Source organism: Streptomyces sp. NPDC042336, assembly GCF_055581985.1.
Map to the genome: position 1 here is coordinate 262,456 of NZ_JBVJEA010000008.1, position 11,949 is coordinate 274,404.

Annotated in this window: 17 protein-coding genes; 14 read left to right on the forward strand and 3 right to left on the reverse strand. The window is 70.3% G+C overall.

Annotation, left to right across the window (positions count from 1 at the left end; all coding sequences use genetic code 11):
* Positions 1-8 precede the first annotated feature (8 nt).
* The 12 genes from cpaB (at position 9) to ACZ6IM_RS19890 (ending at position 8,874) form a co-directional block, all read left to right on the forward strand.
* Entirely contained in the window at positions 9-716 is a 708-nt protein-coding gene (cpaB, locus tag ACZ6IM_RS19835; RefSeq protein ID WP_052839623.1) for a Flp pilus assembly protein CpaB, read from the forward strand.
* A gap of 7 nt (positions 717-723) precedes the next feature.
* Positions 724-2,013, forward strand: coding sequence for an AAA family ATPase (locus ACZ6IM_RS19840; RefSeq protein ID WP_469557804.1), 1,290 nt, complete (start codon positions 724-726; stop codon positions 2,011-2,013).
* Positions 2,010-2,411 (forward strand): TadE/TadG family type IV pilus assembly protein, encoded by a 402-nt coding sequence (locus tag ACZ6IM_RS19845; protein ID WP_052839621.1) that lies wholly within the window; start codon positions 2,010-2,012, stop codon positions 2,409-2,411. Before ACZ6IM_RS19840 ends, ACZ6IM_RS19845 begins: the two co-directional genes overlap by 4 nt.
* Position 2,412: 1 nt before the next feature.
* Entirely contained in the window at positions 2,413-2,793 is a 381-nt protein-coding gene (locus tag ACZ6IM_RS19850) for a TadE/TadG family type IV pilus assembly protein (RefSeq protein ID WP_052839620.1), read from the forward strand.
* Between the two features lie 18 nt (positions 2,794-2,811).
* Entirely contained in the window at positions 2,812-4,149 is a 1,338-nt protein-coding gene (locus tag ACZ6IM_RS19855) for a CpaF family protein (RefSeq protein WP_052839619.1), read from the forward strand.
* A 9-nt stretch (positions 4,150-4,158) separates the two neighbouring features.
* Positions 4,159-5,103, forward strand: a complete 945-nt coding sequence (locus ACZ6IM_RS19860; protein WP_052839618.1) for a type II secretion system F family protein — start codon at positions 4,159-4,161, stop codon at positions 5,101-5,103.
* A gap of 17 nt (positions 5,104-5,120) precedes the next feature.
* On the forward strand, positions 5,121-6,023 hold the full coding sequence (locus ACZ6IM_RS19865) for a DUF5936 domain-containing protein (RefSeq protein WP_052839617.1): 903 nt from the start codon (positions 5,121-5,123) through the stop codon (positions 6,021-6,023).
* Positions 6,024-6,296: 273 nt separating this feature from the next.
* Positions 6,297-6,497 (forward strand): Flp family type IVb pilin, encoded by a 201-nt coding sequence (locus ACZ6IM_RS19870; protein WP_469557807.1) that lies wholly within the window; start codon positions 6,297-6,299, stop codon positions 6,495-6,497.
* On the forward strand, positions 6,494-7,105 hold the full coding sequence (locus ACZ6IM_RS19875) for a pilus assembly protein TadG-related protein (RefSeq protein WP_469557809.1): 612 nt from the start codon (positions 6,494-6,496) through the stop codon (positions 7,103-7,105). Before ACZ6IM_RS19870 ends, ACZ6IM_RS19875 begins: the two co-directional genes overlap by 4 nt.
* A gap of 16 nt (positions 7,106-7,121) precedes the next feature.
* Positions 7,122-7,697 (forward strand): hypothetical protein, encoded by a 576-nt coding sequence (locus ACZ6IM_RS19880; RefSeq protein ID WP_469557811.1) that lies wholly within the window; start codon positions 7,122-7,124, stop codon positions 7,695-7,697.
* An 8-nt stretch (positions 7,698-7,705) separates the two neighbouring features.
* Positions 7,706-8,326, forward strand: coding sequence for an OmpA family protein (locus tag ACZ6IM_RS19885; RefSeq protein WP_052839613.1), 621 nt, complete (start codon positions 7,706-7,708; stop codon positions 8,324-8,326).
* 17 nt (positions 8,327-8,343) lie between these two features.
* Positions 8,344-8,874: a hypothetical protein gene (locus tag ACZ6IM_RS19890; protein ID WP_469557813.1), complete on the forward strand. Its 531-nt coding sequence runs from the start codon at positions 8,344-8,346 to the stop codon at positions 8,872-8,874.
* Positions 8,875-8,893: 19 nt separating this feature from the next.
* On the opposite strand, the gene ACZ6IM_RS19895 is transcribed toward ACZ6IM_RS19890, so the two are convergent.
* Positions 8,894-9,292: a hypothetical protein gene (locus ACZ6IM_RS19895; RefSeq protein WP_469557814.1), complete on the reverse strand. Its 399-nt coding sequence runs from the start codon at positions 9,290-9,292 to the stop codon at positions 8,894-8,896.
* Positions 9,279-9,761 carry a hypothetical protein gene (locus ACZ6IM_RS19900; protein WP_469557816.1) on the reverse strand — a complete coding sequence of 161 codons (483 nt, stop codon included), beginning with the start codon at positions 9,759-9,761 and terminating at the stop codon, positions 9,279-9,281. Before ACZ6IM_RS19900 ends, ACZ6IM_RS19895 begins: the two co-directional genes overlap by 14 nt.
* 274 nt (positions 9,762-10,035) lie before the next feature.
* Here ACZ6IM_RS19900 and ACZ6IM_RS19905 point away from each other — a divergent pair, with 274 nt between their 5' ends.
* A complete protein-coding gene (locus tag ACZ6IM_RS19905) occupies positions 10,036-10,959 on the forward strand; it encodes an AraC-like ligand-binding domain-containing protein (protein ID WP_469557818.1) in 924 nt (307 codons plus the stop codon).
* A gap of 210 nt (positions 10,960-11,169) precedes the next feature.
* Positions 11,170-11,343 (forward strand): hypothetical protein, encoded by a 174-nt coding sequence (locus tag ACZ6IM_RS19910; RefSeq protein WP_052839610.1) that lies wholly within the window; start codon positions 11,170-11,172, stop codon positions 11,341-11,343.
* Here the strand turns inward: ACZ6IM_RS19910 and ACZ6IM_RS19915 are convergent.
* Positions 11,340-11,741, reverse strand: a complete 402-nt coding sequence (locus tag ACZ6IM_RS19915) for a DUF192 domain-containing protein (protein WP_052839609.1) — start codon at positions 11,739-11,741, stop codon at positions 11,340-11,342. The two genes, ACZ6IM_RS19910 and ACZ6IM_RS19915, sit on opposite strands and share 4 nt — an antisense overlap.
* Positions 11,742-11,949: the final 208 nt, after the last annotated feature.

The window sequence follows — 11,949 nt, forward strand, 5'->3', positions numbered from 1 at the left end:
CACGGCCCATGAACTCCCGTCAGCGCCGCGGCATCATCCTGCTGATCCTTTCGGTCCTCTGCGCCCTCGGCGCCTTCGCCGGCGTGCTGTCCGTCATCAACGACGTGAAGTCCAAGGTCGGCCCCGAGGTGACCGCGTACCGGCTGAAGAGCGACATCGAGCCCTACACGCAACTCGGCGCTACGCAGTTCGAGAAGATCGAGATACCCGAGCGCTGGCTGTCCGAGAACGCCGTCACCGACCTGTCCGAGGTCCGCGGGAAGACAGCCGTGACCAAGCTGAAGGCCGGCTCGCTGCTGCAGAGCGACATGATCGTCGACACGCCCGCCCTGCGGCCCGGACAGCAGGAGGTCGCCATCATGATCGACGCGGCGACCGGCGTCGCCGGGAAGATCACCCCGGGCTCCACCGTCAACGTGTACGCCACCTTCGAGGGCCCCCGCGAGGGCGACCCCGACCAGTCGAAGATCATCGTGACCAACGCCAGGGTCATCGACGTCGGCGAACTCACCTCGCTGGAGCCCGACGAGGACAGCCGCGACCGCGAGCCCACCGACGCCGTCCCCATCACCTTCGCCCTGTCCACCATCGACGCCCAGCGCATCACCTACGCCGAGTCGTTCGCCCGGCGCGTCCGGCTCGCGCTGGTGGCCCCCGGCGGCGACACCACGGTCCCCGACAAGGACCGGACGTACGAACTCGCGAAGGACAAGTGAGAGCCGTATGGCCACGAGGATCCTCCCGGCAGTCGGCGACCCGGACGCCGTACGGTCCCTCACGTCGCTGCTCAGCCAGCTCCCGGACGCCGAACCGGTCGCCCCGGTCGCGGACTCCACCCAGCTCGTCGACACCCTCGCCCGGCTCGCCGCCGAGTCGGTCGACGAACTGCCCGAGGTCGTCGTCGTCCACGAGCGCATCGGCCCGGTCCCGGCCCTGGAACTGATCCGCGAGGTCGCCCTCCGCTTCCCGGCCGTCGGCGTCATCCTCGTCACCTCCGACCCCGGCCCCGGCCTCTTCCAGGCCGCCATGGACCACGGCGCCCGCGGCCTGGTCGCCCTCCCGCTCGGTTACGAGGAACTCGCCAGCCGCGTCCAGGCGGTGGCCCAGTGGTCGGCAGGCGTACGCCGGCACCTCGGCGGCGCCGTCGACGTGTTCACCGGAGCGGGCGGCACCGTCGTCACCGTCAGCGGCGCCAAGGGCGGCGTGGGAGCCACCCTGACCGCCGTCCAACTCGCCCTGGCGGCACAGGCGTCCGGCCGGTCCACGGCGCTGCTCGACATGGACCTGCAGGCCGGCGACGTCGCCTCCTACCTGGACGTCCAGTTCCGCCGCTCCGTGGCCGACCTGGCCGCCATCACGGACCTCTCCCCGCGCGTCCTGGCCGACGCCGTCTTCCGCCACGACAGCGGCCTGGCCCTGCTGCTCGCCCCCGGCGAGGGCGAACGCGGCGAGGAGGTCACCGACCGCGCAGCCCGCCAGATCGTCGCCGCCCTGCGCTCCCGGTACGAGGTCGTCGTCATCGACTGCGGCGCCCAGCTCGGCGGGGCAGGCGCGGCCGCCGTGGAGACCGCCGACACCGCGCTGCTGGTCACCACCCCGGACGTGGTCGCCGTACGGGGCGCCAAGCGGGCGGTGCGGATGTGGGAGCGGCTGCAGATCCGCAAGGCGCAGGAGACGACCGTGGTCGTCAACCGGCACACGCGGAGTACGGAGATCCAGCCCCCGCTGATCCAGAAGATCACCGGCACGGCGATCGCCGCCACCACCGTCCCGGCGAACTTCAAGGAACTCCAAGGTGCCGTGGACGCGGGCCGCGTCCACGAACTGGACGCGAAGAGCACCGTGAAGCAGGCCCTGTGGGCCCTCGCGGGCGAACTGGGCCTGGTGGCCGGCGCACCAGAGGGCGGCCGGAAGGGCCACGGCCATGGCCACGGGCGCTTCCGCGGCGACCGGGGCGACCGGGGCGACCGGGGCCCGGCCGGCTTCAGGCGGCGGAAGGACGGTGCGGGGTGAGGGGATTACGCACCAGGAAGCCGCCCGGGGACCGGGAGAGCGGCCAGGTCACCATCGAGTTCCTCGGCATGACCCCGGTGATCATCGCGACGCTGGTGGTGCTGTGGCAGCTCGTGCTCGTGGGATACACGTACACGCTCGCGGGGAATGCTGCGGACGAGGCGGTGCGGGCGGCGACGGCCGCCGGGCGCGGGGCGCGGCAGGGGGCCTGCCAGGAGGCGGGCCTGGACAAGCTGCCGGGCTCCTGGGAGGGAGGTGCCCGGGTGGACTGCGGCACGGCGGGCGGTTACGTCACCGCCGACGTCCACATCTCGGTCCCCCTCCTCTTCCCGGGCACCCTCAGCGTCCCCTTCACCGTGCACGGACACGCGGGGGCCGTGGAAGAGGAGGACGACTGAGATGCCGTACTCCCGCAGGGGGCGAGACTCCCGCAGGGGACGAGCCGGGGACCGGGGCCAGGTGGCCATCGAGTACCTCGGATTCCTCCCGATCCTGGTCCTCGTCGGCATGGCCGTCGTACAGCTCGGCCTGATCGCGTACACCGCCCAGCAGGCCGGCACCGCGGCCCGCGCCGGGGCGCGCGGCGCCTCGCTCCAGCAGAGCGCGCAGGCGGCGTGCGCGGCGGCCGTCAGCAGCTGGCTGGCGGACCGCACCGACTGCCCGCCCGCGGAAGGCGGCGACGAGGTGACGGTCACCGCCACCGTCCACATCCCCTCGATCGTCCCCGGCTGGGACTTCGGGGACGCCACCCGGACCGCCACCATGCCGCTGGACCACTGACCGAGGAGCCGAGGACGCATGAGCCTGCGCGCACGCATCCACTCGCCCGAGGAGCACGGCAGCCGGGGCGAGGACGGACACCTGGTCGCCTCCTACCGGGCCAAGCTCCTGGAGGAGATCGACCTCGCCGAGATGAGCTCGCTGGCGACGGCCGAGCGCCGGGCCCGCCTGGAGCGGGTCCTCGGGCACATCATCAGCCGCGAGGGCCCGGTCCTGTCGACGGTCGAACGCTCCCAGCTGATCCGCCGGGTCGTCGACGAAGCCCTCGGCCTGGGCATCCTGGAACCGCTCCTCGAAGACCCGTCGATCACGGAGATCATGGTCAACGGCCCCGACGCGATCTTCGTCGAACGCGCCGGCCGCGTCGAACAGCTGCCGCTGCGCTTCGCCTCCCACGACCAGCTGATGCAGACCATCGAGCGGATCGTCTCGACGGTCAACCGCCGCGTGGACGAGTCGAATCCGATGGTCGACGCCCGGCTGCCCTCCGGCGAGCGCGTGAACGTCATCATCCCGCCGCTCTCCCTCACCGGCGCGACCCTCACCATCCGCCGCTTCCCGCGCTCCTTCACCCTGCACGAGCTGATCGGCCTCGGCTCGCTCGACGAGAACATGCTCTACCTGCTGGCCGGGCTGGTGCAGGCCCGCTTCAACATCATCGTCTCGGGCGCGACGGGCACCGGGAAGACCACCCTCCTCAACGCCCTCTCCGGCCTGATCCCCGAATCCGACCGCATCATCACCATCGAGGACTCGGCCGAACTCCAGCTCCAGCAGGCGCACGTCATCCGCCTGGAGTCCCGCCCCCCGAACGTGGAGGGCCAGGGCCGGGTCACGATCCGCGACCTGGTCCGCAACTCGCTGCGCATGCGCCCCGACCGCATCGTCGTCGGCGAGGTACGCGGCGGCGAGTCCCTGGACATGCTCCAGGCCATGTCCACGGGCCACGACGGCTCGCTGGCCACCGTGCACGCCAACAGCGCCGAGGACGCCCTGATGCGCCTGCAGACCCTGGCCTCGATGTCCGACGTCGAGATCCCCTTCGTGGCGCTGCACGACCAGATCAACAGCTCCGTCGACGTCATCATCCAGCTCACCCGCTTCGCCGACGGCGCCCGCCGCATCACCGAGATCGCCCTGCTGGCCAGCCACGGGGGCGAGCCGTACCGCCTGGCCACGGTCGCCCGCTTCAACGCCCGCCCGATGGCCGCCGACGGCCGCGTCGTCGGCGCGTACGAGTACCACCCCCTCCCGCACCGCACCGCCGAGCGCCTCTACATGGCGGGCCAGCCCATCCCGCAGGCCTTCGGCGTGGCCCACACACCGGACCAGCTCACCACCCGAGAAGCCAGGTAGGACCGCCCGATGGAACTGGACACGCTCGTCACGCTCACCACCGGCATCACCCTGCTGACCTGCGTCCTGGCGGTCGTCGGACTGCACTCGTACGCCGCCGGAAAGGCCCAGCGCGCGGCCCTGGTCGACCGCCTCACCGCGACCGGCGGGACCCCGGTGGCCGGACGTCGACGCCGCTTCCCGGGGCTGGACCGCCGCCTGCGCCGCACCGCGTTCGGCAGGAAGCTCGAACTGCGCCTGGGGGCGACGGGCCTGGACGTCACACCCGGGGAGTTCTTCGCCTACATGCTGGCCACCGTCGCCGGCCTGTGGCTGATCGGCCAGGCGGCCCTGGCCCCCTTCTTCGGCCCGCTGGCCGGCCTGCTCGGCATCGGTGTCGCGATCCAGTTCCTCAACTGGCAACGCCAGAAACGCATCGAGAAGTTCATCAACCAGCTCCCCGAACTCGCCCGCATCCTCGCCAACGCCACCCAGGCCGGCCTCGCCCTGCGCACCGCCATCGGCATGGCCGCGGAGGAACTGGAGGCCCCGGCCGGCGAGGAACTCGGCAAGGTGGCCGACCAACTCGCCATCGGCGCCTCGATGGACGACGCCCTCGGCGAACTCGCCGGCCGCCTCCCCTCCCGCGAACTGGTCGTCCTCGTCACCACCCTCGTGCTCTCCAACCGCGCGGGCGGCCAGGTGGTCGGCGCGCTGCGCAACCTGACGGAGACCCTGGAGGAACGCAAGGAGACCCGGCGCGAGGTCCGCACCCAGCTCTCCCAGGTCACGATGACGTCGTACGCCGTCCCCGTCCTGGGCATCGGCTCGTTGCTCCTCATGAACGGGGTCAAGGACGGCGCCCTGGAACGCATGACGGGCTCCCCGGTCGGCCAGGCCGCGGTGATCACCGCCTTCGCGCTCTACGCCGTCGGCTTCGTCCTCATCCGCCGCCTGTCCCGCATCGACGTCTGAGAAGGGGAGACACCGACATGGGCCCCGCACTCCCCGGCATACTCCTCGCCCTCCTCATGGCCCTGGGCGTCTGGGGCGTCTTCGCCGGCATCCGCATGTACCGGGCCGACGCCAAGCTCCCCGACGACCTCGCCCTCGCACTGGAGGTCGGCGCCACCCGCACCGGCGCGGCGCACTCCCTCATCGACCGCATGGGCATGCGCTACGCCCCCGCCGTACTGCGGCTGATGGGCCCCTCCCTGGTCGCCAGGTACCGCCGCCGGATCGACCTGGCCGGCAACCCCGGCGGCCTCACCATCGACCGCTACGCCGCCCGCCGCGCCGTCTACGGCTTCCTCGGCGCCCTCGGCTTCCTGGTCTTCCTGCTCCGGGGCCAGTACGTGGTGGCCCTTCTGCTGCTGGCCTTCGGCGCGTTCTGGACGGAGGTGGGCATCTGGTCGGCGATCCGCATCCGCAAGGACGTCATCGAGCGCACCCTCCCCGACTTCCTGGACGTCCTCGCCGTCGTGGTCAGCGCCGGCCTGGGCTTCCGCCAGGCCCTGGACCGGGTGTCGACGCGCTACGAGGGCCCGTGGGCCGACGAACTGCGCATCACGCTCCGCCAGATGGACCTGGGCATGAGCCGCCGGGAGGCCTTCACGGAGCTGCGCCGGCGCAACGACTCCGAACAGGTGGCGATGTTCGTGACGGCACTCCAGCAGGGCGAGGAACTGGGCGCACCGATCGTCGACACCCTGGTCTCCCTGGCCAAGGACATGCGCCGCACGGACGCCCAGAACGCCCGCCGCAAGGCCGCCCGCGCGGTCCCCAAGGCCACGCTGATGATCACGACCTTCATGGTCCCGGCCACGATGATCCTCCTCGGCGCGGGCCTGATCCTGGGCTCGGGGACGGACTTCGGCACGATCACGGGCGAGTAGGGGAGGTGAGCGTAAACAATAAGAGTGCGACTGCACACGTACCGGCAAGGTCAACAACCGATGAAACTAGGTCTAGTAGGGCCCATTTCGCGCAAAACCTTTCGCACATGCAATCAGCTGTGGGACAGTCGTTGCCTGGTTCTCCCGACAGGCCGAGGTCCCGACCGAGCGCAAGGGAGGTGGAGATCGTGGACGCCGTGACGTCCGGCATGACCAGCCAGCAGATCCCCGCCGCCCACCCGCACGGCTCCGCCCACCCTGGAGGGGAACACCATGACCAACTGGCTTCACACCGCCGCCGCCTACCTGCACTCCCGCACCACCGCCCACAACGACAGGGGCCAGACGGCGGTGGAGTACCTGGGCATCATCGCGGTCGTGGTGGCGATCGTACTGGCGATCACGGGGACGGACATCGGGCAGACGATTTTCGACGCGATCACGTCGAAGATCGCCGAAGTCACCGGTGGATGAGCCGATCCGGTCAGCGCGGCGACGCGGGGCAGGCCTTTCCCATCTACATCACGGTGGTGGGAGGCCTGCTTCTGCTGGCCCTCGCGTACTTCGCGGTCGGCCAGGCGGGAGCGACTCGTAGCAAGGCCCAGACGGCTGCGGATGCCGCCGCGCTTGCCGCGGCTCTCGAAACACGGGACCAGCTTGTCGATGAGTGGGTCACGCACATACTCGACCCGGAGTCGTGGCAGGACATCTTCGACGGCAAGGCCCCCGTTACCGACGCCTGTTGGCGCGCTCAACAGTTCGCTGCGCGCAATGACGCGAGCGTTACCTGCCGTCCGGACGGCTTGCTGGGTTACACCGTTGTCGCGGAGACCAATGATGCCGTAGGCGACACCATCGTCCCGGGAACGGAAGGCCAGAAGGCCACGGAGTCTGCCACCGCCGTCATCGAGGGCCGTTGCTCGTTCGACCTTCCCTCCGAGGACCCTGACGGAGCCGAGTTGCCCAGTCTCTCGTGCAAGGGCAAGCAATGGGACCTGAAACCGGATGACCTCACGGATCTACCGCAGCCCGAGGATCTGTTTGACGTCCATCTGGCCGACTCACCAGCGAGTGACGAGTGACGAAGGAAAAGAAGACATGAGCATTCGGATCCCGACCCGCAGAGCGACGCTCTCCCTGGCTGTCCTTCTCAGCCTGACCCTTGGCGCTGTCGGCTGCAGCAGTAGCGGCGGCGACGACGAGAAGCCAGAGGCGACGGTGTCGGCGTCGACTGCAGAGGGGGACGGACCGAGTGCTCAAGAAGGCAACGCAGAGGATCCCTTGGCTGAGCTGCAGGGGAGCAACGGATTGTTGCTGCGGATCACCTCAGCCGAGCGCGACTCCGGTGGTTTCGTGACGGTGAACGGTGAGCTGAAGAACGATGGTGACAAGAGTGTGGCGGTCCCGTCGGGTCTGAGTGGCAACGAGACGGAGATCATCAAAAACGGCCGGTCACTTGGCGGCGCCACGTTGGTCGACTCCAAGAGCAAGAAGCGGTATTACGTTCTGCGTGATACGGAGGGGCGGCCATTGACGACCACGGGGCTCTCAACGATCAAGGCTGGGGACCGACTGGCTGTGTTCATGCAGTTCCCGTCGCCTCCAGCGGCCACGACCGAGGTCACCTTCCAATTGCCGACCTTCGCCAGCGCGACCATCTCCATCTCCGGGTGAGGCACACCATGACCTCACCCCCACGCCTGATGGCCGCACTCACCCTCGTCCTCGCCACCACCCTCTACGGCACCACCACCGCCCACGCCGACGACGACCCCAACGACCCCCCGGGCACGGAACCCTCCGCCTCCGCCCCCGTGGACGTGGACCCCAACGACCCCGACCTGAAGCTCCCGGACGGGGCCACGCTCGCCCAGGCGAAGGTCCTGGACATCAAGTCGGTGGTGGAAGAGCAGAGCGGCGACGAACGCCGAGAGGACACCAACACGAGCGTGACACTCGCGCTCCAGGCCGAGGTGCTGTTCGACAAGGACAGCTCCAAGCTCGGCGCCGAGGCCAAGTCCCGCATCAGAGGCATCGCCGACGAGATCAGGACCCAGAACGCCACCAGGGTCCGCGTCTTCGGCTTCACCGACAACCTCGGCTCCTCCACCCACGGCGACGCGCTCTCCAAACGGCGCGCCAACGCCGTACACGACGTGCTGTCACAGTCCCTCAACGACGCGGGCATCACCTACGAGGTCCGCGGCTACGGCGAGCAATACCCCATCGCCGACAACTCGACGGAGGCCGGCCGCAAGAAGAACCGCAGGGTCGAGGTCTCCTTCCCCCGCTCGGAGTCTTGAGGCCCATGAGGAGGCACATGCGCCATCGCCCCCGTCCTGCCCGCTCACTCCTGACGGCCCTCGCGGCGCTGACGGCCCTGACAACGACCGCGTGCGGCAACACGGACGAAGCGGACGACGAGGCACCCGCCACGCCCCGGGACCGCCCCACGACGTCCCGCCCCGCGCCCCAGCCCTCCTCTTCGCCGGCCGCGGACGGCAGCGACGCGGGCGCCTGCGCCGACGGCAACTGCGAGATCGCGGTGACCGAGCCCGTGACCATCCGCTTCCCGGCACCGGGCGACGCCGGCCGGGCAACGTTGTCGGTGACGAAGGTCGGCCCGAACGAGATCGAGTACGCGGTGACGTCCGGCGACAACCGCTCCGAGGGCGGCGCGAGCGGCCCCGGCCAGGGCTGTCTCACGTACCTCCGCGAAGGCGGCAGCGGCAACTCCTGCGGCGCCCTGGACCCCACCCGCCCGAGCCCGCAGCCCGGCGCCGTGGTGATCCAGGCGACGACGGGCACGGACGGCACGGCGCTCCTCCACATCGTCTCGTCCTCGCCCTGAGCCAGCCCCCTGGGACACGTCACGCCGTGGTGACGTCGATCAGCAGGCTCTCCCGTGCGGTCGCGAACAAGCGGGCCTGCTCGGCGAGGCGTTGCGCGGTCGCCTCGGTGTCGACCAGCAACTGGTACACGTAACCCGCCCGCCCGGCGACGAAGAGCTCCAGGCGCTTGCGGGGTTCGCTCTGCTTCGCCCAGTGGTAGTCGATCTCCAGCCAGAGGGCGTCCCGGCCGTTCTGCCGCGTCTTGTGCGTGGTGACCTCGAGGTCCGCCATGGACGACTCGGCGGTGTCGCGGTACCAGGCCAGCTGCCCCGCCGAGGCGGCCTGCGGAGTCGACCCGTACGACCTGTCCCGCTTGAGGCTCATGTCGTACGCGCCGTCCGGCGAACGCCAGGTGCTCTGCACCTCACTGGCGGGCACTTCGTCCCACCCGTCCGGCCGCCCGAAGCAGGCGGTCAGCGCGGTCTCCCTGACTCGACGCCAGGTTTTGGGCAGCGAAGGCGAACAGGACGAGGCGGGTGCCGAAGCAGAAGCGGAAACGGACGCCGATGCCGAAGCTTCCCCCGAACCCGAACCCGAACCCGAACCCGAACCCGACGCCGAAGCCGACGGCGAAGTCAACGGCGATGCCGATACCGATGCCGACGGCGACTGCGATGCCGACGGCGACGCGGCAGCGACCGAATCCGAGGTCGACGCCGCGTCGGCCGCGACTCCCCGACCGAGCGGCGAAGAGCCCCCTACCAGCGGTATCCCGAAGACGGCCAGCAGCAGCCCCGCGACGGCGGTGATCGCAGAGACCACGGCCGCCACCTCCCCCATCCGCCGCCCCGGCGAGGCGGCGCCCCCACTCGAACTGCTCAACTGCCCTACCACGCCTCTCTGTCACCGACCGGGCTCACTACTGTCGGACACACTCGCGCCCCTGTCCTCGACCGAGCGCGCAGACTTCCTTGACGATGAGCGCACCCCGCCCGAACTGTCCGGTCCAGTGCTCCCGCAGCGCGGGCCGGAGTCGGAGAATGACGGCAGAGGTGCGACTGCTGCGGGGGTGATGGGGCATGGAACGGGGGACAACGGTGGGGAAGAACGGGGCCGGGGCCTCGGTGTTCCTCTCCACGGACAGTGTCAGTGGACCCGAAGGGTTCGGCTGGTGGAGGGACATGGTCAGCAGGGACGTGATGCCGGTCTCGATCACGAGCGAGCACGCCCACCACTTCAAAGGGCAGGTGACCACGGTGGAACTCGTGGACACCGAGTTCTCGGCCTTCTCCTTCTCGCCGATGTCCGCGCGCCGGACAGCGGACCACGTCCGCTCGTCCGACCCGGGGAACTACTACCTCTTCCTCGTCCACGGCAGCCCCGTCGGTCTGGAGCAGCGCCGCAACAACGCTCTGCTCCAGGCCGGAGACGTGGCACTCTTCGACACGTCGCAGCCCCTGGCCTGCGAGTTCCAGGACCATGGCCGCCACTCGCGGGTGAGCATGCTGCGGCTGCCCCGCACGGCTGTGCCGTTGCCCAGCGACAAGACGGACCGGCTGGTGGCCACGCCGCTGACCGCCCGCACCGGCTCGGGCGCGCTGCTCACCTCCTACCTGGCGGGTCTGCGTGAGAACGCCGCGGACTGCGGCCCGTCGGAGCTGCGCCGCCTGGGCACCATGGCCCTGGAACTCACGTTCACCTTCCTCGCCGCCCGCCTCGGCAGTGCTCCGGCGCTGCCGGTCGAGAGCCGCAAGCGGGTGCTCCTGGCCCGTATCAACGCCTTCATCGACCACAACCTGCACGAGCCGGACCTGGGCCCGGCGGCGATAGCCGCACACCACCACATATCGGTGCGCCTCCTGCACGCCCTCTTCGAGGAGGAGCCCGAAACGGTCAGCGCCACGATCCGTCGCCGCAGACTCGAACGCAGCCGGACCGACCTCACCGATCCGCGCCTACGGCACCACACGATCGGCGAGATCGCCGCCCGGTGGGGTTTCCGCCACCCCGCCGCCTTCAGCCGCACCTTCCGCGAGGCGTACGGCATCGCCCCGACCGAAGCCCGCACTGCGCTCCGCGACAAGCAATCCTGCACTCCCCACTGAGGACCGGGACACCGCTCCCCGGCACAGTGAAGCGGCGCAACCACGGCACCGAGCGGGGGAGAAGCCCAAGAGATGACACCGAACGACACGGGGGAGCCCGAGGGCAGACGCCCCTGGGAACGTTCGCCGGCCCGAAGCGGACCACCGCCACGGAGCCCCGGCGACCCCCGCCCGGGGAACGGTGACGGCCCATGGCACACGACGCGGAGCGTGCCGTCCATCGTGGTCGTCGTCCTCATCGTCATCTGGACGGTCTTCGCCGTGCAGTGGAAGGAGAAGGACTGCGCCCTCGTGCCGACCTCCTACATGCTCGTGATCACACACGGCACCCCGAGCATCTTCGAGGGCTGCGGCGACTACGCCGTCGACGTCACGGACGACTAGTCCTGCCGACCGGCTCCGCCGGCCGACGCTGCCGGCCCCTCCACGACCTCCACCCGCGCCCCCACCCGCACACCCCATTCACCCAACGCCCCGGCCTCCGCCTCCAGCACATGCCGTGCCCGCAGCCGCGGCAGCCCCAGCCGGCCCGGCCGCATCGTGCGCACGGCGATGACCGTGAGCCGCCGGTCGAGGTAGGCCACGTCGATGGCCATCCGCATCCGGAACGTGTGCACACTGCCGGCGGGGCTCAGAAGCATCGCCCCGTCGACCGAGTCGCGCCCCAACAGCCCCTTGGTACGCGCCCGGTACGAGCTGGCGATCTCCAACGGCACGCGAACGCCCCCGCCGTCCGCCCCCACCACGACCAGAGCCCCCACCCCGTCCCGCCACCGCCCCATACAGACACCCTCCCTACGACCCCACCGCCTCCCGAAGGTATCCGCCCCGGACCGGTCGGCAGGCGAACCCCTTTACTGCTTCCGGTGCGTTACGGAACCGTTATGGCCCCAAAAGCCACACGTACCGGTGCTTCGGACTCACCGAGCACCTCGGGGAGACAGGATTTGCCCTGGTGTCGCTCGAACCCGGTGGATAGCGTTGCTTCGC

Excerpts from the sequence above, each read along its gene's own strand:
- ACZ6IM_RS19880 (WP_469557811.1), top strand. The coding sequence starts at position 7,122 with ATGAGCATTCGGATCCCGACCCGCAGAGCGACGCTCTCCCTGGCTGTC.
- cpaB (WP_052839623.1), top strand. The coding sequence starts at position 9 with ATGAACTCCCGTCAGCGCCGCGGCATCATCCTGCTGATCCTTTCGGTC.
- ACZ6IM_RS19865 (WP_052839617.1), top strand. The coding sequence starts at position 5,121 with ATGGGCCCCGCACTCCCCGGCATACTCCTCGCCCTCCTCATGGCCCTG.
- ACZ6IM_RS19885 (WP_052839613.1), top strand. The coding sequence starts at position 7,706 with ATGACCTCACCCCCACGCCTGATGGCCGCACTCACCCTCGTCCTCGCC.
- ACZ6IM_RS19860 (WP_052839618.1), top strand. The coding sequence starts at position 4,159 with ATGGAACTGGACACGCTCGTCACGCTCACCACCGGCATCACCCTGCTG.
- ACZ6IM_RS19850 (WP_052839620.1), top strand. The coding sequence starts at position 2,413 with ATGCCGTACTCCCGCAGGGGGCGAGACTCCCGCAGGGGACGAGCCGGG.
- ACZ6IM_RS19870 (WP_469557807.1), top strand. The coding sequence starts at position 6,297 with ATGACCAACTGGCTTCACACCGCCGCCGCCTACCTGCACTCCCGCACC.
- ACZ6IM_RS19855 (WP_052839619.1), top strand. The coding sequence starts at position 2,812 with ATGAGCCTGCGCGCACGCATCCACTCGCCCGAGGAGCACGGCAGCCGG.
- ACZ6IM_RS19875 (WP_469557809.1), top strand. The coding sequence starts at position 6,494 with ATGAGCCGATCCGGTCAGCGCGGCGACGCGGGGCAGGCCTTTCCCATC.
- ACZ6IM_RS19915 (WP_052839609.1), bottom strand. The coding sequence starts at position 11,741 with ATGGGGCGGTGGCGGGACGGGGTGGGGGCTCTGGTCGTGGTGGGGGCG.
- ACZ6IM_RS19840 (WP_469557804.1), top strand. The coding sequence starts at position 724 with ATGGCCACGAGGATCCTCCCGGCAGTCGGCGACCCGGACGCCGTACGG.
- ACZ6IM_RS19905 (WP_469557818.1), top strand. The coding sequence starts at position 10,036 with ATGGTCAGCAGGGACGTGATGCCGGTCTCGATCACGAGCGAGCACGCC.
- ACZ6IM_RS19890 (WP_469557813.1), top strand. The coding sequence starts at position 8,344 with ATGCGCCATCGCCCCCGTCCTGCCCGCTCACTCCTGACGGCCCTCGCG.